We start from the raw sequence: 25,386 nt of genomic DNA, 5'->3' as shown, positions 1-25,386 counted from the left end.
GTTATTCTCCCGGCTGCTCAGACGCCACGACAGCGTCGACCGCGACGCCGGGGCGGACCCGTTGCAGGCCCTCGACGATGACGCTTTCTCCTTCACGCAACCCGTCCTTGACGATCACGGCGGTGCCTTCGTTGTTGCCAGTCGTGATATAGCGCTGTTCGACCATTTGCTGATCGTTGACGACCAGAACGAACTCACCCCGTTGATCACGTTGCAGCGCGGCTTGCGGGATCAGCACTTCGAGCGTGGGTTGCAGGGCTTCGATCCTGACGTTCAAAAATGCCCCATCGACGATCAGCCGTTTGGCATTCGCAAACTCGGCCCGCATCGAAATCGCGCCGGTCAATGGGTCGATCCGGTTGTCGACGAACACGATCTTGCCAGTCTCATCCAGTTTCGTTCCATTTGGAAGGTCGATGTGAACATTCGGGCTTTTGTCGCTTTCTGCAAGGGACGCAGGATTTTCGCCAACAGTTTCCAAAACCGAGGTAAATTGCTTTTCGTTTACCGAAAAATTCACGTAAATCGGCGCTTCGCTGACGATATTGACCAAGGGTGGATTGGTCGGACCAACCACATCCCCGACGCTTATTCCGACGCGGCCAATTCGACCGTCAAAGGGTGCGTGGATTTCAGTATAGCTCAGGTCCAGTTGGGCCTGTTGAATAGCAGCTTTCGAGGCTTTGACCTCAGCTTCGGCAACCAACTCATTGGCCCGCGCAATGTCGCGTTCCGATTCCGGCGTGGCATCCCGCTCATACAGCTCTTGCTTTCTTGTCAGCTCGACCTTGGCAAGCTCCAGATTGGCTTCGGCCCGGTCGAGATCGGCGTTACGGGCGTCTAGTGTCGCCTGATACAGATCGGGTTCAATGGTGAACAACAGATCGCCTTGTTTCACCAGAGCCCCATCTTCCACGTTCTGAGATTCCAGAAACCCGCTAACGCGTGCAACGATATCGGCTTTATTCAGCGCCTCGGCCCGTCCGATGAACGCGGCTTCCTCGGTGATTTCCTGCGTGTAGGCCGCGGCGATGGACACTTTGGGCGGCGCTGCGTCGTCCTGATCCTGAGCAATGGCAGGATGTGCCAGTCCGATTACGGTCAAAGCCACGGCGTGCCTCAGAAAACTGGGTTCCGCTTTGCTTTGGCCAAGTTTCAACAACGTCGATGCAAGGGACATGGCAATTGCCTCATTAAATTAAACTGTACGCAACCCGGATTTCCGGCCGCGATCCGAGTCGAGTGAACTTTTAGGCAGGATGGCGGGTTTGTTTCTTTTTCTCAAGCATGTTGACGCGTTTCCGCCGGATCGCTGGCGGAATTTCTTGCGGTAGCGTACGGGGTTACGAGCGCGCTTGCGCGAAAGATCGCGCGCCGGGCAGGTTAAAGGACGAGTCTGAGCACGAACCTGTCAACAAAAAGGGGGCAAATTGCCCCCTTCGTGTTCAATGCTGTCGCGTGGCTTTAGTCGCGTGTACCGGCAAAACGGGTTTGCCAATCTTCGCGCTGTTCGTCGGTGATTTTGGCGAACAGAACGTCGGGAACAGAAAATTCATGCCCCGCTGGTAGTGCTTTCAGCGCCTCGGTCACGTCGTCAGGCCAGCTTGTGTCCAGCGTGTTCATCGCGCTCAGCATCTTGGCCGAGGTTTCGGGGATGAACGGCGCGCTCAGGACCGCGTAAAGGCGGATCAGGTTCAGACCCAAGCGGACCTGCGCAGCGGCCTGTTCGGGGTCTTCCTTGAAGGTCGACCAAGGGGCTGAAGATTGCAGATATTCGTTGCCCGCCACCCAGATTGCGCGCAGCTCCTGTGCCGATTTGCGAACTTCCATCGCCTCCATGAACCCTTCATAGGCGCGGACGCGCCGGGTAAGTTCCGCGATAAGTTCTTGTTCACGCTCGCCAAATGCGCCGCCTTCGGGAACCGCTTCACCGAATTTCGAACGGCAGAACTTGGTGATCCGGCTGACAAAGTTGCCCAACACGTCGGCCAAATCCTTGTTCACCGATTGCTGGAAATTCTCCCACGTGAACTCACTATCGCTGCTTTCGGGCGCATGGCTCAGCAGCCACCAGCGCCAGAAATCGGCAGGCAGAATGTCCAGCGCCTGATCCATGAACACGCCACGGCCCTGAGAGGTCGAGAACTGGCCGCCGTCATAGTTGAGGTAGTTGAAGGATTTCAGGTGATCGACCATCTTCCACGGCTCGCCCGAACCCAGAATGGTGGCAGGGAAACTGAGCGTATGGAAGGGCACGTTGTCCTTGCCCATGAACTGCACATAACGAACATCATCTGCGCCTTTGTCGGTGCGCCACCAGCGTTCCCATTCGGAATCCGGTTTGCCGCTGGCATCGGCCCATTCCTTGGCGCAGGCGATATATTCGATCGGCGCATCGAACCAGACATAGAAGACCTTGCCTTCCATCCCCGGCCAGTCCTGATCACCTTTTTTGACCGGAACACCCCAGTCCAGATCGCGGGTGATGCCGCGATCCTGCAACCCGTCGCCGTCATGCAGCCATTTCTTGGCAATGGATGTGGTCAGGATCGGCCAGTCGGTTTTGCTGTCGATCCACTCATCTAGTTGATCCTTCATCGCGGATTGACGCAGATACAGGTGCTTGGTCTCGCGCACCTCAAGGTCGGTCGAGCCACTGATCGCGCTGCGTGGCTCAATCAGGTCAGTGGGGTCCAACTGTTTGGTACAGTTCTCGCACTGATCCCCACGGGCACGGTCGTACCCGCAGTTGGGGCAGGTGCCCTCGATATAGCGGTCGGGCAAGAAACGACCATCAGCGTTGGAATAGACCTGTTTCTCGCTGACCTCGCGGATCAGGCCCGCATCGTCCAGCTTGCCCGCGAAATGCTGCGTCAGGTGCTTGTTCTGGTCGCTGGAGGACCGGCCAAAGTGATCGAAGCTTAGGCCAAACCGGTCGGCGATATCGGCCTGCACGCCGTGCATCTCGGCACAATACTCTCCTACTGGCTTGCCCGCCTTGGCGGCGGCCAGTTCCGCCGGAGTACCGTGCTCATCGGTGGCACACAGGAACATGACCTCATTCCCGCGGCCACGCTGATAGCGTGCGTACAGATCGGCGGGCAATTGTGAGCCGATCAGGTTGCCGAGGTGCTTGATCCCGTTGATGTAAGGGATCGCCGAGGTGATGAGAATCCGAGCCATTTTGTGCTTCCACGTAACTGTCTGCGCGCCCGTCTACATGATGTGACCGGCCAGCAAAACCCCAGCTTTTGCTTACCTGCCAGTTTGGACGTGAAAATCCAGAGTTCAGGGGCCGGACTTATGCTCTTCCCGTGACTTCTTCAGTAGCCGCCCGATTGTGAAAGAGGTGCGCGGTGCATAGACGTAATTCGTGCGCTCTTCTGGTGTTGGGCGCGATTGCATCCGGGCCAGACCAAAGACGATCAGCCCGACATGACCAACCGCCACAAATGCAAACAGCGCACCCGGTCCGAATTGCTGAATCAGGGTTGATGAGATGAATGGTGAGGCGATCGCCCCGAGCGCGTACCAGAACATCAATGCAGCAGAGAGTTCGACCCGCTGTTCCGTTGTGGCAAAGTCGTTGGCGTGGGCGGACGAGACCGAAAAGATGGGAAAGGTTGTCAGGCCAAATAGTCCTGCGGCCAGCATCACGCCGAACGTCCCGGCACCGCTAGCTGCCATGGTCACACCACAGCTTAGTACAGCGGCGACCGACAGCCAGATCAACACCCAGCGGCGGTCATATTTGTCCGCCAGCCAGCCCAAAGGATACTGTGCCAGCGCCCCACCCAAGACAAAGGACGCTAGGAAGAAAGCGATCTGATCTACGTCCAAGCCAACTTCTTGCCCGTAAACCGGCCCGACCATCCGAAACGATGCCGAGCTTAACGCAGCCACGATCACGCCCGCCACCGCCAAGGGGGAGCTGCGCCAGGCAAGCTTGGGTCGCAGTCGCGGCGCGTCAGGGGTTTTCGGCTGGCTTGCCCGTGTCAGGGTCAAGGGCAACAGGGACGCGCAACACAATATCGCCAACAGGTTGTACGAGACATAAGAGGCAGGCGGCAAAACGGCGATGATCAACTGGGCACATAAGGACGCGCCCATATCCGCGATCCGGTAAGTGCCCATCGCGCGCCCGCGTGTTTCGTTGGTCACCTTGGCGTTCAGCCAAGCCTCGATCACGGTATAACACCCGGCGACGCAGGTGCCCGATGCGATACGAAGCACCGCCCAAACATACGGATTTTCCGTCAACGTATGCCCCAACAGACCCATTGCACCCAAGGCAGTACAGACCGCAAAAGCGCGCGAGTGACCCACGCTTCCCATCAGGCGCGGCGCCCACCAGCAACCGATAAAGAACCCGATGAAATGCGCCGAGCCCAAAAGACCGATCTGCTCGGTCGTGAACTCAAGCGTCAGGCCCGAGATGGCATCCAGCGGGCCGACGCCGCCTGTTGATAGCTGCAACAGTATGACCGAGAGGAACAGGGCGGCAAAAGAAATGATGGTGCGCATAATGGCCTCAGATTGGCGCATCCTAAGCGGGACGCGCGCAGCTTATCGACTTTGTCACGTCGTTTTTCACCTATCCGATGCGTTTGATGCGGGCCTGAATGTCCAGCCCGACTGTATCCTGCACCAGATCAGCATAACCGGACGCGCCGAAGTCGTGCCTGTTTAGTGCTCCGGTCAAGTTGATTGAAAGATCGTCAAGATTGTCGGTGGCGCTGCCGCGTTCCCGAAACAGGTTCGCCTGGAGCGCGATAGGGCGGGTAACGCCGCGCAAAGTCAGATCACCGATAACCATCGCCCCGCGAGAGATACGCCCGCCTTCGCCTAACAGAATGCTGGTCGATTCGAATTGTATGGTCGGAAACGCGGCGGCGTCCAGAACGCTTTCGCTTAGCATCGGTTTGCGTGCAAACGGGACTTTGGTGCGTGCTTCGGCAACGCTCAGGACGACTGCAACGCGGCTGTTTGGCAGGTCGAGAAGGTCGATCTGAATATCGGCGCTTTGGATCGGCATCGTGCCGGATTGGGTGATGCCCGATAGCGCAAAGGTAAAGTCAACTGATGTTCCGTCCTGCAGCAGTTCGTAAGGCTGTAGCGCGGCCAGTGCAGGGCGGACCATCGGTAGGGTGACAAGCCCGGCCAGTAAGGTACGCCGTGACAGTATGGTCATGCGGGTACCTCTTGCCTGCGCGGGCGTGATCGGTTGAGCAGGGTCAAAAGAATGACGATGTTCAGACCATTCCAGAGAATGCCGTTGATAAATGCCAGTTGGTAGTTTCCGGTAAAGTCGTAAATCCACCCGGACATCCACCCGCCTAGGGCCATGCCCATGATTGTCATCATCATGACAAAGCCGACCCGCGCTCCGGCCTCTTGCGGAGGCATGTATTCGCGCACGACCAAAGCATAGCTGGGTACGATCCCACCTTGCGCCAGCCCGAACATAAGGCTGATGACATACAGGGAAACCATCCCGTCATACGGAAGGAACAGGAACAGGGCGATGCATTGCAGGACCGAGCCGATCAGCAATGTGTACAGACCGCCCAGCTTGTCCGCGACCATCCCCGAGATAACCCGGCTGACCACACCGCCAAGAAGCATCAGAGACAGCATTTCGGCCCCGACAGCAGGGCCATAACCCAGCCCCACGCAGTACGAAACGATATGAACCTGTGGCATCGACATCGCCACGCAACAGCCGATCCCGGCTAGACCCAGAATGTACTGCAGTGTTCGTGGGGATATGCCGACACTACGCGCGTTGATTTGCGCGTTTGCGGCTGCGGTTTGATGGGCCTCGACCGGGACCTGACGGCGCAGTAGCAGGGACAGGGGGATCACGACGACCAGTGTGATAATCGCCAATGTCAGATAGACCTGCTGCCATCCCTCGCGCGCCAGAATGCCAGACAGCAGGGTCGGCCAGATTGCGCCAGATAGATAGTTCCCGCTGGCCACCAGCGCCACGGCGATGCCGCGCCGCTTCATGAACCAGTGCGAGATATCGGCGATCAGCGGACCAAATCCGATCGAGGTTCCCAGGCCCAGCAACAGATGAGCCGCAGACAGTAGCGCCATGTTCGGTGCCCAAGTTGCAAGCAGGTAGCTGATTGCGCTCAGTGCCGCGGCCCCTATCAGCGCCTTGGTCACACCCAGCCGATCCACCAGTTGGCCCAGCCACATGTTGCCCAGCGCAAAGCCGATCATGGACAGGACATACGGGAACGATGCCTCGGCCCGGCCAGCGTCGAACTGCGCCTCGATTGCGGGCATCACCACGATCACGGCCCACATGCCTACATTCGCCACCGTCGCAATGGCGAGCGTGATCAAGAGGCGAAGCCAGGAATAGCGGCTGTTGTGGATCGCGTGGCTCATCCCGGCACGCTAGGGCGCAGGTTTGGTTTTGGCTAGTCACATCTTGCGTGATCTTCCGCCAGTGTCACACGCGGGCGTCTTCGGTTTTCATCTGGCGCAGGTTCAGCCCCGCGCGCGGTTTGGTCTGAGTGGCGTGCCAACTGACCGGGGGCAGGGCGCGGGCACGGCTGCGGGTCAGGGTCCAGCGGCGGACTTCCCCCGCATGATCGGCTGCCATATGCCAGCGCGTTTCGACACCCTGCGCACCGCCATCGCCGGGGGTCAGCAGCAACCCCAGCGGAGCCCGCCCCATCGCGCCGCCCTGTTCGGCGGCCAGATGCATCCGGCGCACGGGTGTCAGGCCGGGGGCACCGGGCAGGTCACCGATCACCAGCGGAATGGCCCCGCTGCGCAGCGCCTCTTCAAGGCACCACAGTACGTCTTCGGCACGGGTCGGGTGGACAAAGATGAACCGGGCCGGATCCGCAAAGGGCATCATCCCGTCGGGGTTTAGTTGACCGGGCTCCCACGCGGGGGAAATCCACAGCACCGGTCCCTGCGCCTGACCCGCCAGCCACATGGCAAAGCTGCGCCGGGCGGGGCCGCAGGCTTCGTGCACGCGACCCAGTTGCAGGGCGACTTGCGGATCAAGATTTATGCCCGGCGCTTCACGCGCGGGTTTGCGGCCAAGAAGATGAGTAGACATGCTTTCAATCTAGCATGTTCTCATTTTGTTCTCAATTTGGAAATGCCCTCAGCGGGACAAAATCATTCGACCGTCGGCAAACTGAATGTTCGAGAACCTGTGCAGGTAGTCCATCCCCAGAAGGGACTTGTGCAGCTCACCCTCATTGATCCAGGCCGAGACATTCTGGTCGGTGATCGGACCAACTGTAAAGGTTTCAAGCCGAACGGGTGCTGTCCGGACCTCACCGTTCGCAGTGGCCGCGCGGCCGAAATAGTTCAACTGATCGGGATCAATACCAACGCGGGAGGCGTCCTGTGCGCTCAGCACAATCTGACTGGCACCGGTGTCGACAAGGAAGGTAATCGGCTCTCCGTTCACCACAACGGGCAAATAATAGTGGCCATCATGGGCGCGGGGGACTTCGATCGTTTCGCCCGTCACAGTCATCTGCGGGGCAGGGCCGACGGTCGTGCGAATGTCTTCCCACAGACCCACAACGGCAATCACGCCGATAAAAATGAACACCCAGGCCATCGCCTGTTGCAGCGTCTTGTTCAGCGTCTGCCTGTTCTGCGAAATAAACCAGGCCACGACAGCCGCGCCAAGCAGTCCCAGATACGCAATGCGAGCTATGCTGTCGCCATCCATACTTTCACCTTAAACCATGAGCTTGGGTGATATATGGGGAGTCAGGACGCAAATCCAAAGGCTTTGAGGCCGTCCAGAATGAACTGTACGGACAGGGCGGCCAGCAGCATTCCCAGCAGGCGTGTTAGGACGTTCAGGCCGGTCTTGCCCAGAATGCGCGCGATAACGCCCCCAGACAGAAAAAAGGCGAAAACAACGGCCATAACGGCCAACATGACCACACAAGCCTCGACAATTCCCAGAACGCCGGGGTGTTGACCGGCCAGCAGAATGATCGTTGCAATCGACCCCGGCCCAGCGATCAGGGGAATGGCCAGTGGAAAGACCGATGGGTCAGGGTGCTCCTCTTCTTCGGCCCGGTCCTCGCGCCGTTTGGTGCGGCGGTCAAACAGCATATCGAGCGCGGTCAGGAACAGCAGCGCGCCACCCGCCACGCGGAAGGCGGGCATTGAGATGCCGACAAAGCCCAGCACGGCCTCGCCAAAGGCGGCGAAGGCAATCAGGATGCAGACGGCGGTCAGGCAACTGCGGATCGCAGTTTTGCGACGGGTTGCGGCGTCCATATCCTGCGTTAGCGCCACGAAGATGGGCGTGGTGCCGAATGGGTCGATGACCACGAATAGAGTGGTGAATGCGGTTACGAAAAAGGCCAGATCAATCATGCCGCGCTCTCTGCTTGTTCCAGGCGTTCGGCGGCTGCGACCCACAACGCTTCGGCTTTTTGCATGGCTTCGACCACCTCGGCGAACTTGCGGTTCCACGATTCCAGATCGCTGATCCGGTCATCTTCATACAGCGCCGGGTCCGCCAGTTTCGCAGACAGCTTTTCATGCATGTCTGTCAGCTTTTCAATCCGGTCCTCGCATTTGCGCAGATCGGCACGCAGGGCCAGCATGGTGTCACGTGACGGGCGTTTGGGCTTGGCGATTGCTGGCTTTTCCTTCACCGGTTTGTCACGGGCCAGCAGCATGGCACGATATGCCTCCAGATCACCCTCGAACGGCTTGACCGTCCCTTCCGAAACCAGCCACAGCCGATCCGCCACCAGTGACAGAAGATGCATGTCGTGACTGACCAGAACCACCGCGCCGGAATAGGCGGTCAGCGCCTCGACCAGCGCCTCGCGACTTTCGATATCCAAGTGGTTGGTCGGTTCATCAAGGATCAGCATATGCGGCGCGTCGATCGTCGCGATCAGCAGCGACAGGCGGGCTTTCTGACCGCCTGACAGACGACCGACCTGCGTTTCTGCCTGATCGGCGTTCAGCCCAAAACCGGCTAGACGGGATCGCCATTTGCCCGGTGCCTCATCCGGGCGCAAACGGCGCAGATGGTCCAGAGGGGTTTCGTCCACATACAGTTCATCCACCTGATGCTGCGCGAAATAGCCGATGCGCAGCTTGGAACTGCGGGTCATCTTGCCCGCCATCAGGGGCAGGCGATCGGACAGCAGTTTGGACAGGGTCGATTTACCCTGACCGTTCTTGCCCAGCAGGGCGATGCGGTCATCCTGATCAATGCGCAGGTTCAAACGGCGCAGCACCTCTGTGTCGCCATAGCCTGTGATCCCGCCTTCAAGATGGATGATCGGGGGCGACAGTTCTTCTGGCACGGGGAAAGAGAACGCGCGCAGGGCGGCCTCTTGCGGGGTCGAGACCAGTTGGATGCGTTCGATCATTTTCAGGCGCGACTGGGCTTGCACGGCCTTGGTGGCCTTGGCGCGGAACCTGTCCACAAAGCTTTGCAGGTGGGCGATGCGGGCCTTGGCCTTGGTGTTCTCCGATTCCACCTGCGCAATACGTTCCGCGCGGCGTTCGGCGAATTTATCGTAAGGCACCGCGTAATAGGTCAGCTTGCGGTCTTCCAGATGCAGGATCGAGCCCACCGCGCGGTTCAACAGTCCGCGGTCGTGGCTGATGATGATGACTGTATGCGGGTATTTGGCCAGATAGCTTTCCAGCCACAGCGCACCTTCAAGGTCCAGATAGTTGGTCGGTTCGTCCAGCAGCAACAGATCGGGTTGAGAAAACAACACCGCCGCCAGAGCGACGCGCATCCGCCAGCCGCCCGAGAAATCCGAGCAGGGTTTCAGTTGATCCTTATCATCAAACCCCAGACCTTTGAGGATGGAGGCCGCGCGCGCCTCGGCCGACCATGCGTCGATATCGGCCAGACGGGTCTGAATCTCGGCAATGCGCGAGGGGTCTGTGGCACTGTCGGCCTCGGCCATCAAGGCGCTGCGTTCGGTATCGGCGGCTAGCACCGTGTTGATCAGTGAGACATCGGACGAGGGCACCTCTTGCGCCACGCCACCGATCCGCGCGCGTTTCGGCAGTACGATATTGCCCGATTCCAGCGCAAGTTCCCCTCGGATCAGGCGGAAAAGGGTGGTCTTGCCGGTGCCATTGCGCCCCACAAGGCCCACCTTGTGTCCATCGGGAATGGTCGCACTGGCCCCATCGAACAGGGGGCGGCCTTCGACGGCATAGTTGATGTCTTCGATCCGTAACATGAGCCGCTCTTAGCAGAGCCGTGTTGCCGCCGCCAGCGGCTTGGCATGTTCTTCCCGGACACGATGTGATAGCGCTGGTCCGATTGGATTTCAGACGGTTTCTTGACCCATGCGAGCGGCCCAGACGCCCCCTTCCTTGGTCACCTTGATCTTTGCGACGGCACTGTCGGTGCTGTCGCTAAACATGTTCCTGCCGTCACTGGCACGCATGGCCGAGGATTTTCAGGTCGACTACGCACTGGTTAACTTCTCGGTCGCCGGTTACCTGGCGGTTTCAGCGATATTGCAACTTATCGTGGGCCCCTTGTCGGACCGGTTCGGGCGCCGACCTATAATGTTGATCGGGTTGGGGATATTCGCAATCGCCTCGCTGGGGTGCGTTTTGGCCGAGTCGATCTGGGTCTTTCTGGGTTTTCGATTGCTGCAGGCGGCCGTGGTTGCTGGCCCGGTTTTATCAAGCGCGTCGATCCGTGACAGATACGCCCCGAATGAAGCTGCCAGCAAACTGGGATACGTCGCCATGGCGATGGCCTTGGCGCCGATGCTGGGTCCGATGCTGGGTGGGGCCTTGGATATGCTGTTCGGTTGGAAGGCCGGATTCACATTGTTCACCATGCTGGGGGCAGGGATGTTTGCGCTGCTTTGGCTGGATATGGGCGAGACGAACAGCACCCCATCAGCAACGTTTGCGGCTCAACTGCGCGAATACCCGCATCTGTTTCGGGCCCGCCGATTCTGGGGATACGCCTTGTGCGCGGCATTTTCGATCGGTGGGTTCTTTACCTTTATCACGGGAGCGCCCCTTGTGGCCGCCGCTTGGTTCGACCTTAGCCCGGCGTCGTTGGGGCTGGGTATTGGTATTATCACTGGCGGGTTCATGGTGGGGAATTTCATCACCGGGCGGATCGCGGCCCGAACACGCCTAACGACGATGATCCTGATCGGGCGAGTCGTGGCATCGACCGGTCCATTCTGCGGACTGCTGTTATTCTTGGCAGACTTGGGGTCTGTCTGGGTCTTCTTCGGATCAGCGATCTGTGTAGGCTTTGGAAACGGTTTGACCAACGCAAATGCATCGGCCGGAGTAATGTCGGTTCGACCGAAACTGGCAGGCAGCGCGGCGGGTTTATCTGGCGCGATGATTGTCGCTTTAGGGGCGGTGCTGACATCAATGACCGGGGCGCTGGTCAGCCCCGAAAACGGTCCTTACCTGGTGCTGGGCATGATGAGCGCGTGCAGTTTTGCAGGGCTGTTGGCCATTTTGTACGTGCGCTGGGTCGACCGGGTAGAGCCGTTGCCCGACGCGATCTGACGGTCAGGTCATCATAACGCTTTTCTTGGGTCAAATACCGTGCTAGGCGGCGCGCGATGGATTTCGGCGCAGCGCGCCAAACACGAAGGAGAGGCCGACATGGCACTGGAACGCACATTCTCGATCATCAAACCCGATGCAACCCGCCGCAACCTGACTGGCAAGATTAACGCCAAGTTCGAAGACGCGGGCCTGCGCATCGTCGCGCAAAAGCGCATCCACATGACCAAAGAACAGGCTGGCAAGTTCTACGAAGTCCATGCCGAGCGTCCTTTCTATGATGAACTGTGCGAATTCATGTCGTCGGCTCCGGTCGTTGTTCAGGTTCTGGAAGGCGAAGGCGCCATTGCAAAGAACCGTGAAGTCATGGGCGCAACCAATCCCGCAGACGCGGCCGCCGGCACCATCCGTGCCGAGTTTGCTGAATCGGTTGGCGAAAACTCGGTCCACGGTTCGGACGCACCTGAAACTGCAGCGGTTGAGATCGCTTACTTCTTCTCGGGCATTGAACTGGTCGGCTAAATCGTTGCCGGAACAAGTTGAAAAGCCGTCCTCAAAACTTGAGGGCGGCTTTTTCTATGCGGGTTTCAAATCGTCCGGTGACACCCGCACGCCGATCGCATCAAGGTCGGAAATCATTTGCGCCTCAGGCGCTGTTCCGACACTTGCTTTGATTGCGTCAAACCGTTTGCGCAGCGCCTTTTTCTCATCACCCTTGCAATCGTTCCAAGGGCGACCCTGCAGCCCCATAACCAGCACGTAATAGCCGATGAAATGCGGGCGTGATCCGGACTGTAGCAACTTGGTATACGCAGCATCTGCGCCCATCTCGCGCAGGTCCTGAGCCGAGTGTATGCCCGCACGCGCGCAGGCCTGTTCAAACGCGGGGCCAAGGTTGCGGATGGATGAAACCGGGTCAGTCATACATGCGTCTTAGCGATGCCAGTTGCTGCTGTCATCCACTTGTTCCGACCGCGTATGTAAGGTCAGCCAGATCAGGTGAGGTTTGGCAGGCTTGCTTTTGACAGACGTATGCGATTGCATGACAACATCCTGTCAAGCGAGGTGCCGATGTCCAAGAACAAGGAATCCGCAAAGAACGAAGCCAAGGCAAAAAGAAAAAATCTTTGCCGCTGGATGGGAACCCACTCAAGCTTCGCGCGATTGAAGAAGGTGAAAGCGCGCAGAACTTCGTGGAAGTCCTTGTGAGCGAGCACCTTGCAGCGCCACGGAAGGAACGCACGCTATGACAAGGGCGGACGCTTTGTTCGTTATTCATGGCGGGTTTGAACCTTCTTTGCTTGCGAAGCCGCTAAAGAAACTTTGCTTGAGGGTTGAGCCCGCAAAGGCCGCTCAGAAATTTCAGATACTGGACTGCTTTGATCAGTCAATCAGGATGTCCGGAGACGCCTTGGTTGAAACGTCCGGGTCGCTATTGCTTTTTCAATTCAGTGGTGAGGTATTGGCGCAGAACGCCCGGGGGAACGGCGCGTTTGTTCAAGATCTTCCAGACGGAGCCGTAAAGTCGGCTTTGCAGGGCTTTCCCAAATTACGCGCGTTGACCAGCATTGGAACAGGAACGCTCCGAGTTCACGAGTTTTCGGTTCTGGATGGCCTACAAAAAACTCAGGTCCGTGGATGCGTATATGCCTTGGACTCTGAGGTTGGTAAAATAAGTATCGTGTTCGTTCAGCGGCTGAAAGGATACGACAGTGCATTCAGCGCCGTTTGCACAAGGTTGAAAGGACTGGCAGCGAAGACAAACGGAGCAGACGCTTTGTTCGGGACGCTCTTTCCAGACGCGGTTCCGTACCGCGTAAAACCGGATATCACATTGAGCAAGGAAGAGCCGTCCATCGAGGTGGCAACGGACATCATTCGAACTTTCCTAGCCGTAGCGCGCCAAAATGAGGCAGGTGTAATTGCAGATATCGACACCGAGTATCTGCATGATTACCGAGTGTCCCTGCGTCGTGTCAGGTCGGTGTTGAGCCTGTTTAAAGGTGTGTTTTCAACTGAGCAGACAATCGAGCTGAAACACGCGTTCTCAGAGTTGATGGCCCCGACGGGACGGGTTCGTGATCTTGATGTGTATTTGCTGGATAAAGATAGATATTTCAAATTATTACCCTCCGGCCTTCACTTAGGCACCGAGGCCATGTTCGCGCAGTTTGAAAAAGAGCGTTTGCAAGCCCTTGGCACTCTTTCGCGACGGTTCAAATCTGCTGAATATGATCGTCAGTTGAATGATCTGACCGCACTCTTTTCAGATGTTGGAAGCCTTGAGCCCGGGCCCAACGCAAGTCGGGGGGCTTATGGGTATGCCTGCGCCCTGATTTGGAAACGCTACCGAAAGGTTTGCAAACTGGCGCGGCAGATCACCCCCGAAACCCCAGACGAATTGGTTCATGATTTACGGATCGACTGCAAGAAGCTGCGATATCTGATGGAGTTCTTTGGGCCTTTGTTCGACGCAGGGGATTTCAAAACAATCATCAAGCCGTTGAAAAAGCTGCAAGATAACCTTGGATTGTTCAATGACTGCTCGGTTCAGCAAGAGGCGCTTTTGGAATTTGTTGCACGGGAAAGTAACTCTCAAAATCGTGCAAACGCTCAACTTGCTATGTCTGTCGGCGGGTTGGTTGCCATGCTGTATCGGCGGCAGAAATCAGAGCGAGCGCGCGTCATTGCCAATTTTCAGCATTTCGACAGCCCGAACATCCGACACCTGTTTCGCAGTCTGTTTCACCACAAGGAGGACTAGGGATTGAAGATCATAGCCTGTTACAGCAACAAGGGCGGCGTTGGAAAAACTGCGACTGCGGTCAATCTGGCCTATGCCTATGCGAAGGCAGGGAAAACTGTTCTTCTGTGTGATCTCGATCCGCAAGGGGCGTCAGGATTTTATCTGCGTGTCAAACCTTCGAAGAAACTGACGGATGCCCGTTTTTTCGAGGATGTAGAGCGCTTTACCAAATCTATCCGTGCCAGCGATTTCGAAGGGCTGGACGTTCTGCCGGCGAATATGACCTTTCGCGACTTTGATGTGTTTCTGTCTCGGATGCGCAACAAGAGATCGCGGTTGAAGAAAGCTCTGGTTGCGGCAGGCAGTGATTATGACGTGATCGTTTTGGACTGCCCGCCGAATTTTTCGACCTTGTCCGAGAACATTTTCAAAGCCGCAGACCAGATTGTTGTACCCGTCATACCGACGACACTGTCCGAACGGACCTTCGACCAACTGGTGAATTTCTTTGATCAGAAGGGGCTGCCAAAGAAAAAATTACGCGCCTTCTTTTCGATGGTCCAACGCCGAAAGACGTTGCATGTGGAAACGATGATGGTGATGCGAAAACTGTATCGAAAACGGTTCTTGCAGGCGTCGGTCCCGTTTGCCGCGGATGCCGAGCGGATGGGGCAGAATAGGGCGCCCGTCAGCGTCTATGCGGGACGCAGCGCGGCCAGTGCCGCGTATCGCGCGCTTTATGATGAGTTGGAAAACGGAGTGGTTTCAGACAAATGAGTACCGAAATCGAACGCAAATTCCTTGTGGCTGACCTGCCGGATTTAAGCCGTGCGGATAAGGCCATCGTGCGGCAGGGCTATCTGACATCTCCTAACGATTCGGCCGAATTGCGCCTTCGGCAGAAGAACGATCACTACTACCTGACCCTCAAGGGCGGTGGCTCGATGGTTCGGGTCGAGCGTGAGGCGGAAATTTCAGCCGAGCAGTTCGAAACCTTTTGGCCTGAAACCGAAGGACGCCGGGTCGAGAAAGAGAGGTATACCGGCGTGCTCTCGGATGGGCGTGTGTTTGAACTGGATGTGTTTCAAGGGGACCTAGCCCCGCTGCAACTTGTCGAGGTCGAGTTTTCGACCGAGGCCGAGGCGGTGGCCTTTACGCCCCCGGATTGGTTCGGCGCAGACGTGACGTCGGACAACCGGTACAAGAATAAGACAATGGCGACTAATGGCGTCCCAGCTTGATGGTCGCTTGCAGGCCGGGGTTGCTGTTTGAGGCCATGAAAGCACCGCCATGCATGTGCGAGATCGCGACAACCAGTGCCAACCCAAGCCCCGCGTTTCGTTCGGTACGTGCGGGATCCAGCGTGACGAACGGCACTTGAAGGCGGGGCAGGTCTTCGTCTGGAACGCCGGGGCCGTGATCGCGGACACTCATGCACATGAACGGGCCATCCTCGGAAATTGTTATGTCGATGGATGTATCTTCAGGTGCATAGCGCATTGCATTTTCCAGCAGGTTTGACAGGGCCTGCGACAGCAAAGGGCGGTGACCCTGAATTGGTCTTGCCGTTCCATTGACGGTGATCTGAACTCCTTGATCCGAGGCCACGGGTTCATAAAGTTCAACAACATCGCCAACCAGTTGTTGCAGGTCGACGATTTCAAATTGCTCGCGTCCCACACCGGCCTCGGCACGCGAGATGTCAGTAAGCTGGCCCAGCACTCTGAGAACATGATCAATTTCCGCTGCGGCTCGTGCCACATCAATCTCGCGGTCCAGATCAGTTTTGCTTGGGTCGGACAGGGTTTCAATTCTCTGGCGCAGGCGCGACAGAGGGGATCTGAGGTCGTGCGCGATCGAGTTTGAGGTCGTGCGCAGATTGCTGATCAGTTCCTCGTTTTTGTCCAGCATGGTGTTGAGCGTGCGGGCCACCTGATCAAACTCATCACCTGTCCCGCGTAGGGGCATACGCCGGGACAAGTCTCCGGACACGATATTCTCGGCGGTGCTGGCTATATCTGACAGGCGAGAGAACACTAGTCGTGTAAACAACCACCCTGTTAAGACACTGAGCGCAAGGGCAATCGCCAGTGCTATGCCAACCGAGCGTAACAGAACCCTGTCAAACTGCTGCCGCGCCAGGGCGTCCCGTCCGACCAGCAGACGTTCACCACCCGGTAAGCGGATCGAGGCGGCGGAAATGGGGACCAGTTCATCATTGTCGGCGCGCCGAAGTTCAAGATCCACCCATCCGCTGCCGGCGGTGACGTCCGCAGGCCATTGTTTGAGATTGCCTGCAAGCTTCGCGCCAAAGCGATCGGTTAACAGGTACAGCGCATCCCTCTCGGACGCTGAGGGCAAGCGGCGTTCGATGGCCGTCAACAGACCTATAAGGCCGCGTCTTTCGTATTCATCGGCCAACCCGGTCAGTTCGGCGGATACAACCGATCGTGTTTCACCTTCGATACTGCGGTTGGCCGTGACATAGACCAAAGCCAGCACCGTCGCTGTCAGCAAGGTGCTGAGGACCATGCTGGCGAAAACCAATCTCGTTCGGGAATTATTGAAGGAAAGTTGAAGGTTATCCATCAGAGATCATGTAGCCGGCACCCCGGACGGTTTCAATCAAAGGCGGTCCGCCACCTTCATCCAACTGACGCCGCAGTTTTGAGATATGGACGTCAACCACGTTCGTATTCGGATCGAAGTGGTAATCCCAGACACCCTCAAGCAGCATCGTGCGCGACACCACGCGGTTCTTTCTGCGCAGAAAATACTCAAGGATCTGGAACTCTCGCGGGGTCAGCGAAACCTCGTGCCCGTCGCGCGTGACCTTGCGGGTCAGCAGGTCCATCTCAAGGTCGCGGCAGGTCAAGGTCGCGTTTTCTTCGGCCTCCTGAGGGCGCCGCAACAACGCTTCGATCCGCGCGTGCAGCTCTTGGAAAGAGAACGGTTTTACAAGGTAGTCATCCGCGCCCGAGCGCAGCCCCTTAACCCGCTCATCAACTGCGCTCATCGCGGTGAGCATCAGGACGGGGGTCTTCAGACCCGCAGCCCGAAGGGATCGGATCAGCGACAACCCGTCCAGCCCCGGCAGCATCCGGTCCAGCACAATGGCGTCAAACCCGCCGTCGGTGGCATGATACAGACCTTCACGGCCATCAGCGGCCTGTTCGACCACATAGCCCTCTTCGCCAAACCCTTTGGCGATGAACTCGCGGGTGTCTTCATCGTCTTCAACGATCAGCAGGCGACGGCTCATGGTCCGAACTCCTTTCTACCGGTATTTAAACACAAAATTTCGGGTAAAGCACTGGTTTTAGGGAAAGAACGTGCCGGGTGCGTCGTTGCGCACCCGGCAGTCCCGGCAGATAGCGGACAATTCAATCCGCCGGGGAGGCGCACGCCAGATATTCCCCATCACGTGGCGCGCGCGGGTGTCTGATCAGGCGATTTCAACCGCGACGAAGATCTGGTTGCCGCCACGATTGATCAAAACCAGCGCAGGATCGGTCTTTTCGCTGTCGAGTGCGGCCTTCAGCGCATCCGGCGAAACGGTTTCCTGCCCGCCAAGTTTCACGATCACGTCGCCGCGTTGCAGGCCAGCCTTGGCCGCCGGGCTTTCGGGCGTAAGGTCGGTCACGACGACGCCGTTGACATTTTCACCCACTCCCATCTCGGCACGGGTCGTATCGGTCAGCGGTGCGACGGTTACACCCAATGCGGTCCCCGAGATGGTTTCATCAACGGATTTGTCGATGTCTGCCGAGGCGCTTTGATGCTGGCCGATGGTCAGCTCAAGCTTTTGTTCCTTGCCATCGCGCAGAACTGTCAAAGTGCTGTCAGTCCCCACCTTCGTCGTGCCGACCAATAAGGGCAGGTCGCTGCTGGAGTCGACGGATTCATTGTTGAAGGTCAGAATGACATCGCCCTGTTCCAGGATTCCCTGGGCCGGGCTTCCATCGACCACTTCGGAAACCAGCGCACCTTTTGAGGCATCAATTCCCATCGCTGCGGCAATTTCAGGGCTGACATTCTGGATCGAAACACCCAACCAACCACGACTGACCTGACCGTCATCACGCAGGTCGGCAGTGATATGTTCCACGATGTTTGAAGTCACCGCAAAGCCTAGGCCAACAGACCCGCCGCTGGGCGAATAAATCGCCGAGTTCACGCCGACAACTTCGCCTTCCATGTTGAACAGCGGTCCGCCTGAATTGCCCTTGTTAATTGCCGCATCGGTCTGGATGAACTCGGCATATGGTCCTTGAGAAATGTTACGACCCTTGGCCGAAACGATGCCCGTTGTCACGGTCGAGCTCAGGCCGAAGGGATTGCCGATTGCCACAACGTCTTCGCCCACGCGGATCACGTCGCTGTCGCCCAACTCAACGGCCTGAAGGGACTCACCCGCGTCGATCTTCAGAACTGCGATGTCCGTCAGCGGGTCGGTCCCGACAACCTCGGCGTCAAAGGTGCGATCGTCGCTCAGGCGAACGGTGACGTTGGACGCGTTGTCGACAACGTGGTGATTGGTGACGATGTATCCTGCCTCATCCAGAACAAAGCCCGATCCGAGACCTTGTGCCGGGCCGCGTTGCGGGGCGTTGAACCCTTCTGGCGTACCAAACCGCTTGAAAAATTCACCGAACGGGTGGCTTTCAAAATCAAAGTCCTGTCCTCTGGCCGGAACCGCGGTGGCGTCCTGTTCCGCGATGATCGTCACGACGGATGGTGACACGCTCTCAACCAGATCGGCCAGTGCTTCGTCCGCTTTCGAGGGCAGGGCAGTCGTCGCAAGCAGAGCGGTGCTCAGTGCGGTGACACCCACCCAATTGGACGTGCGTGGCGTAAGAAGAGAGGATTTACGGATGCTCATATTGGTCTCCTGTTTGTATCACGCGGTTGCGGCCGCGCGTTACATCAGCAGATGATGTATCAGTCTTTGTGTTTCCTGTTTGAAAGATTAAGAAATCTTAATTTCGCCACATTGGGCCCGTCTTATTCGCGGGTTGGGCGGTAAGACTTCGTGCGCCCAGGCGAATCAACGGCTCGAATCACTGGATTGTTGACGCACATGCGGGCAATGCCTGAAAAGGGCTGAATTGAAACAGTTTGGTTAACAAAGGAACGGATCCACAGATCCTTTGGCAATCGCTCGTGTTTTGGTTGTGACCAGGTATGGGGTTTAGTCTTTACTGGCTTCAACAAGCCTAAAAGTGACTGGTCTTTAGTTGAATAAGAGCGCTCATAATGGCGATTTTAGCGCCGTTAGCACAAATTCCGGTTCCCTCAATGATTGTTTTTTCTTCGGCAGGATGTTGCGCAAAAACCATTCTGATACGTCGAAAATTTACCGTTCTTTCCAGTTTCCCGTTGTCTGATCCGGCGCGATGGGTGACGATGATCAGGCCCAAGCGAGGGGAGCCGAAGGCACTAGGGGGTGCCAACGGCCGTCACAGTCACTGGAAGCGCTGAGCGGCATGTTAACGAGGGGGTCTTGTTTAGGTTCAGCGGCGGAATAGCCAGCGTGCTACATGGCACAAATGGCCGCGCTTTCAAGATTGATGAAAAGTGGTAGTCCTGTTTTGGGCACCGGCCCGGTCTGAAAAGACCGGGCCGTGTTCTTTTCAGGCGTTTCTTTTTTGGTGCCATGCATCCCAGTCTTCCGGGGTGTCCAAGTCCAACAACGCGTTTTGATCCGGTAGGGGAACAAGGCACACGCGGTCAGCATGTGCCCGGACAACGGCCTGTGCGCCTTCATCGCCCGTCAGTCTTGCAAGGTCATCAAATAGTGATCGGTGGAAAACAACTGGATGGCCGGGTTTTCCGTTAGCCGTCGCGCCGCGCCAAACTAGGTTGTCCGGATGGTGTTGAACCGTGTCGATCACTGCTTTCAGGTCACCGGGCGTGATATCGGGTAAGTCTGCCAACAAAACCATGACGGCGGTGGCTTCAGGTGGGACGTGCCGCATCGCTCCGCGCAGGCTGGCATTCATTCCTTCGACAGCATCTGGAATTTCTACCATCTGCGCGTCCAGACCTTTGATCACGTCGTAACGCGGGTGCGGCTTTGGAGGAAGGGCGACGATGGTCGGCCCGGCCTGCAGCGCCGTTTCGAGTGAGCGACGCAACAAAGGCATACGGTCAACAGCTTGCAATAGCTTGTCCTTGCCACCCATACGACGTGACTGTCCGGCGGCCAAAAGGATAATGGGTAACGGAATCATGTGGCTAGAATGCCGCTGCCGGGGACGTATGTCATCCCCGCATGCGTGCGCCATCCGCGTCAAATAGTGGTTCCGAAATCACTCGAGCCTTCCTCAACTGGCCGAGAATTTCGATCTCGACCTCAAGCCCGTCGCTGATTTCTTCGACTGGCAGGAACCCCATCGCCACCGATTTTCTGGCATAGTGCGAATATCCGCCAGATGTACAGAAGCCGACGACCTGACCGCCCAGCCAGATCGGCTCATATGCGTTTACATCTGTGTCGTCCGCGTCAACTTCAAAGGCCACAAGTCTGCGTGCCGGGCCTTCGGCACGTTCTAATTCGGTCGCCGCACGGCCGATGAAATCCACGTTTTTCGAAAATGCAATGAAGCGGTCCAGCCCTGTTTCTGCTGCGGTGTAATCTGGTGAGTATTCGCGCATCCAGGACCCAAAGAACTTGTCCAGACGCAGGCTCATCATGGCGCGCATCCCAAAGGGCACCATGCCATGAGGCTGCCCAGCCTGCCACAAAGTCCACCAAAGTTGCCTCTGCGCCATAGGATCGCAATAGATTTCAAACCCCAAGTCGCCGGTATAACTGACCCGTTGAACGATGCAGTCCGTCATACCGATTGTCATGCGCCGCACATCCAGAAAGCGGAGGATTGCGACGTCGTCTCGCGTGCAGGCTGATAACACGTCGGCGGCCTTGGGACCGGCGATCTGAAACCCGTTCAAACGATCGCTGACATTTTCGATGATCACGCCGTCGGTTTGATTTTGCAGGAACCACCTCATGTGGAACGCTTGGCTGCCATAAGAGGCGGTGAGCTGAAATTCTTCGTCGCCAAGGCAGGATATGGTGAAGTCGCCAATCAACTTGCCCTTAGACGACAGCATGGGGGTCAGTGACAATCGTCCCGGTTGTGGAGTTCGCCCCGCCATGATCCGATCCAACCATGCCCGCGCATTGGCGCCAGAGATGCGATATTTGCCGAAGTTGTGCACCTCGTTGATACCGACGCCGTTGCGGACAGCGTTGACCTCGCGGCCCGTCGCCGAGAATGCATCCGAGCGTCGGAACGAGGGGGTTTCATAGTCCGGCTCATCGCCTTGGGCGAAATAGTTGGGCACCTCCAGCCCGTATTGCTGGCCCCAGACCGCGCCCAGATCACTGAAGATGTCGTACATCGGCGTCGTTCGGTTCGGGCGGGCGGCGGGTAGTTCCTCGTTCGGGTAGGCGACGCTGAATCGCTTCTGGTAGTTTTCGATCACCTTGGGGCGAGTGTAGCCGGGGCCGATCCAGTCGCCGAAACGTGCCACGTCCATGGCAAAGACATCGCGTTCGGGTTCGCCTTCGATCATCCATTGGGCCAGCGTCAGTCCAACGCCACCGCCCTGACTGAACCCGGCCATCACACCGCAGGCCGACCAGTAATTCCGCAGCCCCGGCACAGGTCCGACCAAAGGGTTGCCGTCTGGCGCAAAGGTAAACGGCCCATGGATCACCGATTTCACACCGGCCTCGGCCAGAACAGGAAAGCGGCGATAGGCGAATTCGATACTGTCGGTGATCTTGTCAAAGTCGTCCGGCAGGAGTTCGTGCCCAAACTCCCACGGGGTCCCATCCACGGCCCAGGGTTTGCAGGGTTGCTCATAAAACCCAATGCACAAGCCCCGACCTTCCTGCCGCAGATAGCTTTCGCCTGCGGGGTCCATCACATGCGGGTGTTCGCCCCCTGCATCAATGATGGCTTCGATCTGAGGAATCGAGTCGGTGACCAGATACTGATGCTCCATCGGGTGTAGCGGGAAATACACACCTGCCATGGCGCCGACCTCGCGCGCCCAAAGACCACCGGCATTGACCACATGTTCGGCATGAATCGTGCCTTTGTCGGTGACGACATCCCAAGTTCCGTCCCGCCGTTGAAGCGTTTCATGCACCATGCAATGTGTTTCGATGGTTGCACCGCCCATGCGGGCAGCCTTGGCATAGGCATGAGTTGTGCCGGACGGGTCCAAGTGGCCATCCAGCGGATCATAAAGCGCGCCGATTATCCCATCCGTGTTGGTGATAGGCGCAATTTTCTTGATCTCTTCGGGGACCACAATTTCGGTCTCAAGGCCCATGAAGCGGTGCTTGGCACGCTCGGCCAGCAGCATGTCGAACCGATCCTGATTGTCGGCCAGCGTAACACCGCCCACATGATGCAGGCCGCAGGACATGCCGGTGATCTCTTCCAGTTCCTTGTAAAGACGGATGGTATAGCCTTGCAGGGCGGCCATGTTGGTGTCGCCGTTGAGCGTGTGAAAACCGCCTGCCGCATGCCATGTGGAGCCGCTGGTCAGTTCGGACCGCTCCAGCAGCATCACGTCTGACCAGCCCAGTTTGGTCAGGTGATACAGGACCGAGCACCCGACAACACCACCCCCAATGACTGCCACCTGCGTTGTCGTCTTCACGTTGCTGCCTCCATCCGGTTTCGGCCCGAGCCTGCAAGCGCAGGCTTGGGTTTACTGTTCCGTTCCCGACATGCTGTGTCGCTGGTCGCGCGTCAGAGAGGGCGGATTTTCAACTCGGTTATCCGGTTGCCCTCGCGCGCCGTGACTTCGAAGCGGAAGCCGTGGAACGAGAAAACCTGGCCCGTTACCGGGATCATCTGCGCCTCGTGAATAACCAGACCTGCGACGGTGTTGGCTTCTTCGTCGGGCAGGGACCATTCCATCGCACGGTTCACGTCGCGGATTGTCATCGCTCCTTCGACCAAAAACTGACCGTCCTCGGTTCGCGTAACGGGGACGTCCTCTTCAAGATCAAATTCGTCGGCAATTTCACCCACGATTTCTTCAAGGATATCTTCCAGTGTGATCAGACCGCGCAGCGAACCATATTCATCCACGACCAGCGCAAAATGGCTGTGCATCCGCAGGAATTCTCGCATCTGGTCGTCCAAAGTCGTTGTTTCAGGGACGAAATACGGGTCGTTGGCAACCTTTGAGATATCAAACTCTTTCAGCCGGTTTGCATCCCCTTCGCTGCTGCCTGCATGCGCATACATGGCGCGGAACAAGTCCTTGGCATGAACGACACCCACGATGTTTTCAGGCTCATCCCGGAAAACGGGCAGGCGGGTATGGGGGCTTTTCAGGCACTGCTGTAGGATAACCTCGGGCGTATCCTCTGCATCGATCATTTCAATGTTCGAGCGATGAAGCATGATTTCTTCCACGGTTCGATCACCCAGATCCAAAGCACCCAGAATGCGGTCGCGATCTTCTTTTTCAACAACTCCTTCGGAATGGCCCAGTTGCAGCGCGCCTGCGATCTCTTCTCGTACCGCAAGGATGTTACTGTCGGGGTCGATCTGCACCCCAAACAGGCGCAAAACGCCGCGCACCAGCAAGCGCACCGCGGAAACGACCGGGGAAAACACGGTCACCACTACGCTGATCAATGGGGCCACGGCCGAGGCCGCTTTTTCTGCGTTGGTGATGGCGTAGGTCTTGGGCAGAACCTCGGCAAAGATCAGAACCAGAAGGGTCATGACCAGTGTCGCCAAAGCGACGCCGCTTTCCCCAAAGAGACGCGTGAACAAAGCGGTGGCCAAAGACGCCGCGAGGATGTTCACCAAATTGTTGCCCAGCAGGACCGAGCCGATCAGGCGTTCGTTGTCATCGGTGATATCCAGCGCCTTTTGCGCCCCGCGTGACCCTTTGTCGGCCTGCGCCCGTAGCTTGCCGCGCGACGAGGCGGTCAACGCTGTTTCAGAACCCGAGAAAAAGCCCGAAAGGACGAGCAAAAACAGAATGGCGCCGGTCGTAAACCAGAATGCGCCGTCGATCAGAGAAGAAGAGGGTTCCATCGGTCCTTGGTTGTTCGTGTTGCTGCAATGGTTATGGGGGCGCTGCCCCTGCAGATCAAGGGGTTAGCCCTTGTCGACGGGGTCTTTGGCAAGCGGGTGATGCTCGTACACCAGTTCGGCAAGCCGTTCGTCTAGTACATGCGTGTAAATTTCCGTGGTCGCAACATCTGCGTGGCCAAGTAAAGTCTGGATCGAACGCAAATCTGCGCCGTTGGCCAGCAAATGTGTTGCAAAGGCATGGCGCAACGTGTGTGGCGTGACTTTTTCGGGCGAAACGCCCCCTTGAACCGCAAGGTCCTTGATCAGTTGAAAGAACATATGCCGCGTCAGATGCCCGGATTTACCACGCGAGGGAAACAGGAATTTTGAGCGCTGAGCGCCATCTGAAACTTTTTGATCCTCGGTCTCATCCCGCACACTCAACCACGCGGCAAGCGCCTCTCGTGCGGGTGGAGACAACGGGACCATCCGCTCTTTGCCGCCCTTGCCAAGAACCAGCAGCATGCGTGGATCACCCCGTGCCGATGACACAGGCAAAGAAACCAGTTCGGTCACGCGCATTCCGGTGGCGTATAGCAGTTCCATCAGGCAGGTGTTGCGCACACGATCTTCCTTGGTACGCCCGGTTTCGCGCGCTGCTTGCAACAACCGGTCGACTTCGGGCACGTCCAGCGTTTTTGGCAGGCGCTTTTGACGGCCCGGTCCTTTGATCTGAATTGCGGGGTTGGCCTCACGCCAGCCTTCTTCAAACGCAAATCGGTAAATCTGTTTGATAGCTGAAAGCCTGCGCGCACGGGTGGATTGTGAAAGCCCCTGCGCGTCACAGTAGATCAGGTAGCTCTCGATCTGGTCGCGGCTTGCTTCTGGAAAACCGGTTTTTCGCCGATCCAACCATTCGGCAAAGTCCTTCAGATCCCTGCCATATGCCAGCAGCGTATTCGTGGCTGCACCTAATTCGGCCGCTTGTGCCTGTAGAAACGTGGAAATCCAAAGCTCCTGAGTGGCGGGGGCGGTCAT

At 57.6% G+C, this 25,386-nt stretch carries 22 protein-coding genes; 5 read left to right on the top strand and 17 right to left on the bottom strand.

The genetic code is table 11. The features are described 5' to 3' along the window. Nucleotide 1: 1 nt before the first annotated feature. From ACT2B1_RS11405 to ACT2B1_RS11365, 9 genes are all read right to left on the bottom strand, one after another. Entirely contained in the window at nucleotides 2-1,180 is a 1,179-nt protein-coding gene (locus ACT2B1_RS11405) for an efflux RND transporter periplasmic adaptor subunit (protein WP_171239396.1), read from the bottom strand. Between the two features lie 284 nt (nucleotides 1,181-1,464). Continuing rightward, complete coding sequence (metG, locus tag ACT2B1_RS11400) at nucleotides 1,465-3,183, bottom strand: methionine--tRNA ligase (RefSeq protein WP_171239395.1); 1,719 nt, start codon at nucleotides 3,181-3,183, stop codon at nucleotides 1,465-1,467. Nucleotides 3,184-3,288: 105 nt separating this feature from the next. Beyond that, nucleotides 3,289-4,524 carry an MFS transporter gene (locus ACT2B1_RS11395; RefSeq protein ID WP_171121184.1) on the bottom strand — a complete coding sequence of 412 codons (1,236 nt, stop codon included), beginning with the start codon at nucleotides 4,522-4,524 and terminating at the stop codon, nucleotides 3,289-3,291. A gap of 70 nt (nucleotides 4,525-4,594) precedes the next feature. Further along, nucleotides 4,595-5,191, bottom strand: coding sequence for a YceI family protein (locus tag ACT2B1_RS11390; protein ID WP_171239394.1), 597 nt, complete (start codon nucleotides 5,189-5,191; stop codon nucleotides 4,595-4,597). Then, nucleotides 5,188-6,402, bottom strand: coding sequence for an MFS transporter (locus tag ACT2B1_RS11385; protein ID WP_481667761.1), 1,215 nt, complete (start codon nucleotides 6,400-6,402; stop codon nucleotides 5,188-5,190). The genes ACT2B1_RS11390 and ACT2B1_RS11385 overlap by 4 nt, the downstream gene beginning before the upstream one ends. Before the next feature lie 64 nt (nucleotides 6,403-6,466). After that, nucleotides 6,467-7,087 carry an ImuA family protein gene (locus tag ACT2B1_RS11380; protein ID WP_481667760.1) on the bottom strand — a complete coding sequence of 207 codons (621 nt, stop codon included), beginning with the start codon at nucleotides 7,085-7,087 and terminating at the stop codon, nucleotides 6,467-6,469. 48 nt (nucleotides 7,088-7,135) lie between these two features. After that, complete coding sequence (locus ACT2B1_RS11375; protein ID WP_171239391.1) at nucleotides 7,136-7,717, bottom strand: retropepsin-like aspartic protease family protein; 582 nt, start codon at nucleotides 7,715-7,717, stop codon at nucleotides 7,136-7,138. A 41-nt stretch (nucleotides 7,718-7,758) separates the two neighbouring features. Continuing rightward, on the bottom strand, nucleotides 7,759-8,379 hold the full coding sequence (locus ACT2B1_RS11370; protein ID WP_171121189.1) for a MarC family protein: 621 nt from the start codon (nucleotides 8,377-8,379) through the stop codon (nucleotides 7,759-7,761). Further along, the gene (locus ACT2B1_RS11365) at nucleotides 8,376-10,229 is read right to left on the bottom strand and encodes an ABC-F family ATP-binding cassette domain-containing protein (protein WP_481667759.1); all 1,854 of its coding nucleotides are present in this window, start codon (nucleotides 10,227-10,229) and stop codon (nucleotides 8,376-8,378) included. Before ACT2B1_RS11365 ends, ACT2B1_RS11370 begins: the two co-directional genes overlap by 4 nt. 109 nt (nucleotides 10,230-10,338) lie before the next feature. On the opposite strand from ACT2B1_RS11365, the gene ACT2B1_RS11360 reads away from it, so the two are divergent. Then, complete coding sequence (locus tag ACT2B1_RS11360; protein WP_481667758.1) at nucleotides 10,339-11,541, top strand: multidrug effflux MFS transporter; 1,203 nt, start codon at nucleotides 10,339-10,341, stop codon at nucleotides 11,539-11,541. Nucleotides 11,542-11,640: 99 nt separating this feature from the next. Next, on the top strand, nucleotides 11,641-12,063 hold the full coding sequence (gene ndk / locus ACT2B1_RS11355) for a nucleoside-diphosphate kinase (RefSeq protein ID WP_170352964.1): 423 nt from the start codon (nucleotides 11,641-11,643) through the stop codon (nucleotides 12,061-12,063). Nucleotides 12,064-12,117: 54 nt separating this feature from the next. On the opposite strand, the gene ACT2B1_RS11350 is transcribed toward ndk, so the two are convergent. Next, nucleotides 12,118-12,465, bottom strand: a complete 348-nt coding sequence (locus ACT2B1_RS11350) for a TfoX/Sxy family protein (RefSeq protein ID WP_171210652.1) — start codon at nucleotides 12,463-12,465, stop codon at nucleotides 12,118-12,120. 487 nt (nucleotides 12,466-12,952) lie between these two features. On the opposite strand from ACT2B1_RS11350, the gene ACT2B1_RS11345 reads away from it, so the two are divergent. Genes ACT2B1_RS11345 through ACT2B1_RS11335 form a run of 3 tightly spaced genes read left to right on the top strand, consistent with a single transcriptional unit; the run spans nucleotide 12,953 to nucleotide 15,528 of the window. Then, a complete protein-coding gene (locus ACT2B1_RS11345) occupies nucleotides 12,953-14,305 on the top strand; it encodes a CHAD domain-containing protein (protein ID WP_481667757.1) in 1,353 nt (450 codons plus the stop codon). A gap of 3 nt (nucleotides 14,306-14,308) precedes the next feature. Beyond that, entirely contained in the window at nucleotides 14,309-15,064 is a 756-nt protein-coding gene (locus ACT2B1_RS11340; RefSeq protein ID WP_171239388.1) for a ParA family protein, read from the top strand. Beyond that, the gene (locus ACT2B1_RS11335) at nucleotides 15,061-15,528 is read left to right on the top strand and encodes a CYTH domain-containing protein (RefSeq protein ID WP_171239387.1); all 468 of its coding nucleotides are present in this window, start codon (nucleotides 15,061-15,063) and stop codon (nucleotides 15,526-15,528) included. The genes ACT2B1_RS11340 and ACT2B1_RS11335 overlap by 4 nt, the downstream gene beginning before the upstream one ends. On the opposite strand, the gene ACT2B1_RS11330 is transcribed toward ACT2B1_RS11335, so the two are convergent. From ACT2B1_RS11330 to ACT2B1_RS11300, 7 genes are all read right to left on the bottom strand, one after another. Next, nucleotides 15,509-16,819 carry a sensor histidine kinase gene (locus ACT2B1_RS11330; RefSeq protein ID WP_481667756.1) on the bottom strand — a complete coding sequence of 437 codons (1,311 nt, stop codon included), beginning with the start codon at nucleotides 16,817-16,819 and terminating at the stop codon, nucleotides 15,509-15,511. The genes ACT2B1_RS11335 and ACT2B1_RS11330 overlap by 20 nt on opposite strands. A 49-nt stretch (nucleotides 16,820-16,868) precedes the next feature. Next, nucleotides 16,869-17,549: a response regulator transcription factor gene (locus ACT2B1_RS11325; RefSeq protein ID WP_171121197.1), complete on the bottom strand. Its 681-nt coding sequence runs from the start codon at nucleotides 17,547-17,549 to the stop codon at nucleotides 16,869-16,871. Between the two features lie 183 nt (nucleotides 17,550-17,732). Then, nucleotides 17,733-19,169, bottom strand: a complete 1,437-nt coding sequence (locus tag ACT2B1_RS11320) for a Do family serine endopeptidase (protein WP_171239385.1) — start codon at nucleotides 19,167-19,169, stop codon at nucleotides 17,733-17,735. Between the two features lie 751 nt (nucleotides 19,170-19,920). Continuing rightward, nucleotides 19,921-20,520 carry a nucleotidyltransferase family protein gene (locus tag ACT2B1_RS11315; protein WP_171239383.1) on the bottom strand — a complete coding sequence of 200 codons (600 nt, stop codon included), beginning with the start codon at nucleotides 20,518-20,520 and terminating at the stop codon, nucleotides 19,921-19,923. A 31-nt stretch (nucleotides 20,521-20,551) separates the two neighbouring features. Then, the gene (locus ACT2B1_RS11310) at nucleotides 20,552-22,969 is read right to left on the bottom strand and encodes a GcvT family protein (RefSeq protein WP_481667755.1); all 2,418 of its coding nucleotides are present in this window, start codon (nucleotides 22,967-22,969) and stop codon (nucleotides 20,552-20,554) included. Between the two features lie 92 nt (nucleotides 22,970-23,061). Continuing rightward, nucleotides 23,062-24,369 carry an HlyC/CorC family transporter gene (locus tag ACT2B1_RS11305; RefSeq protein WP_171121201.1) on the bottom strand — a complete coding sequence of 436 codons (1,308 nt, stop codon included), beginning with the start codon at nucleotides 24,367-24,369 and terminating at the stop codon, nucleotides 23,062-23,064. A 63-nt stretch (nucleotides 24,370-24,432) separates the two neighbouring features. Then, nucleotides 24,433-25,386 (bottom strand): site-specific tyrosine recombinase XerD, encoded by a 954-nt coding sequence (locus ACT2B1_RS11300; protein WP_171239381.1) that lies wholly within the window; start codon nucleotides 25,384-25,386, stop codon nucleotides 24,433-24,435.

Source organism: Ruegeria sp. S263 (assembly GCF_056780525.1).
Note: the sequence above shows the minus strand (reverse complement) of the source record. Positions and strands in the feature narration are given on the sequence as shown.

Excerpts from the sequence above, each read along its gene's own strand:
- ACT2B1_RS11390 (WP_171239394.1), bottom strand. The coding sequence starts at position 5,191 with ATGACCATACTGTCACGGCGTACCTTACTGGCCGGGCTTGTCACCCTA.
- ACT2B1_RS11330 (WP_481667756.1), bottom strand. The coding sequence starts at position 16,819 with ATGGTCCTCAGCACCTTGCTGACAGCGACGGTGCTGGCTTTGGTCTAT.
- ACT2B1_RS11315 (WP_171239383.1), bottom strand. The coding sequence starts at position 20,520 with ATGATTCCGTTACCCATTATCCTTTTGGCCGCCGGACAGTCACGTCGT.
- ndk (WP_170352964.1), top strand. The coding sequence starts at position 11,641 with ATGGCACTGGAACGCACATTCTCGATCATCAAACCCGATGCAACCCGC.
- ACT2B1_RS11325 (WP_171121197.1), bottom strand. The coding sequence starts at position 17,549 with ATGAGCCGTCGCCTGCTGATCGTTGAAGACGATGAAGACACCCGCGAG.
- ACT2B1_RS11350 (WP_171210652.1), bottom strand. The coding sequence starts at position 12,465 with ATGACTGACCCGGTTTCATCCATCCGCAACCTTGGCCCCGCGTTTGAA.
- ACT2B1_RS11365 (WP_481667759.1), bottom strand. The coding sequence starts at position 10,229 with ATGTTACGGATCGAAGACATCAACTATGCCGTCGAAGGCCGCCCCCTG.
- ACT2B1_RS11305 (WP_171121201.1), bottom strand. The coding sequence starts at position 24,369 with ATGGAACCCTCTTCTTCTCTGATCGACGGCGCATTCTGGTTTACGACC.
- ACT2B1_RS11385 (WP_481667761.1), bottom strand. The coding sequence starts at position 6,402 with ATGAGCCACGCGATCCACAACAGCCGCTATTCCTGGCTTCGCCTCTTG.
- ACT2B1_RS11405 (WP_171239396.1), bottom strand. The coding sequence starts at position 1,180 with ATGTCCCTTGCATCGACGTTGTTGAAACTTGGCCAAAGCAAAGCGGAA.
- ACT2B1_RS11395 (WP_171121184.1), bottom strand. The coding sequence starts at position 4,524 with ATGCGCACCATCATTTCTTTTGCCGCCCTGTTCCTCTCGGTCATACTG.
- ACT2B1_RS11360 (WP_481667758.1), top strand. The coding sequence starts at position 10,339 with ATGCGAGCGGCCCAGACGCCCCCTTCCTTGGTCACCTTGATCTTTGCG.
- metG (WP_171239395.1), bottom strand. The coding sequence starts at position 3,183 with ATGGCTCGGATTCTCATCACCTCGGCGATCCCTTACATCAACGGGATC.
- ACT2B1_RS11300 (WP_171239381.1), bottom strand. The coding sequence starts at position 25,386 with ATGACCGCCCCCGCCACTCAGGAGCTTTGGATTTCCACGTTTCTACAG.
- ACT2B1_RS11370 (WP_171121189.1), bottom strand. The coding sequence starts at position 8,379 with ATGATTGATCTGGCCTTTTTCGTAACCGCATTCACCACTCTATTCGTG.
- ACT2B1_RS11375 (WP_171239391.1), bottom strand. The coding sequence starts at position 7,717 with ATGGATGGCGACAGCATAGCTCGCATTGCGTATCTGGGACTGCTTGGC.
- ACT2B1_RS11335 (WP_171239387.1), top strand. The coding sequence starts at position 15,061 with ATGAGTACCGAAATCGAACGCAAATTCCTTGTGGCTGACCTGCCGGAT.
- ACT2B1_RS11380 (WP_481667760.1), bottom strand. The coding sequence starts at position 7,087 with ATGTCTACTCATCTTCTTGGCCGCAAACCCGCGCGTGAAGCGCCGGGC.
- ACT2B1_RS11320 (WP_171239385.1), bottom strand. The coding sequence starts at position 19,169 with ATGAGCATCCGTAAATCCTCTCTTCTTACGCCACGCACGTCCAATTGG.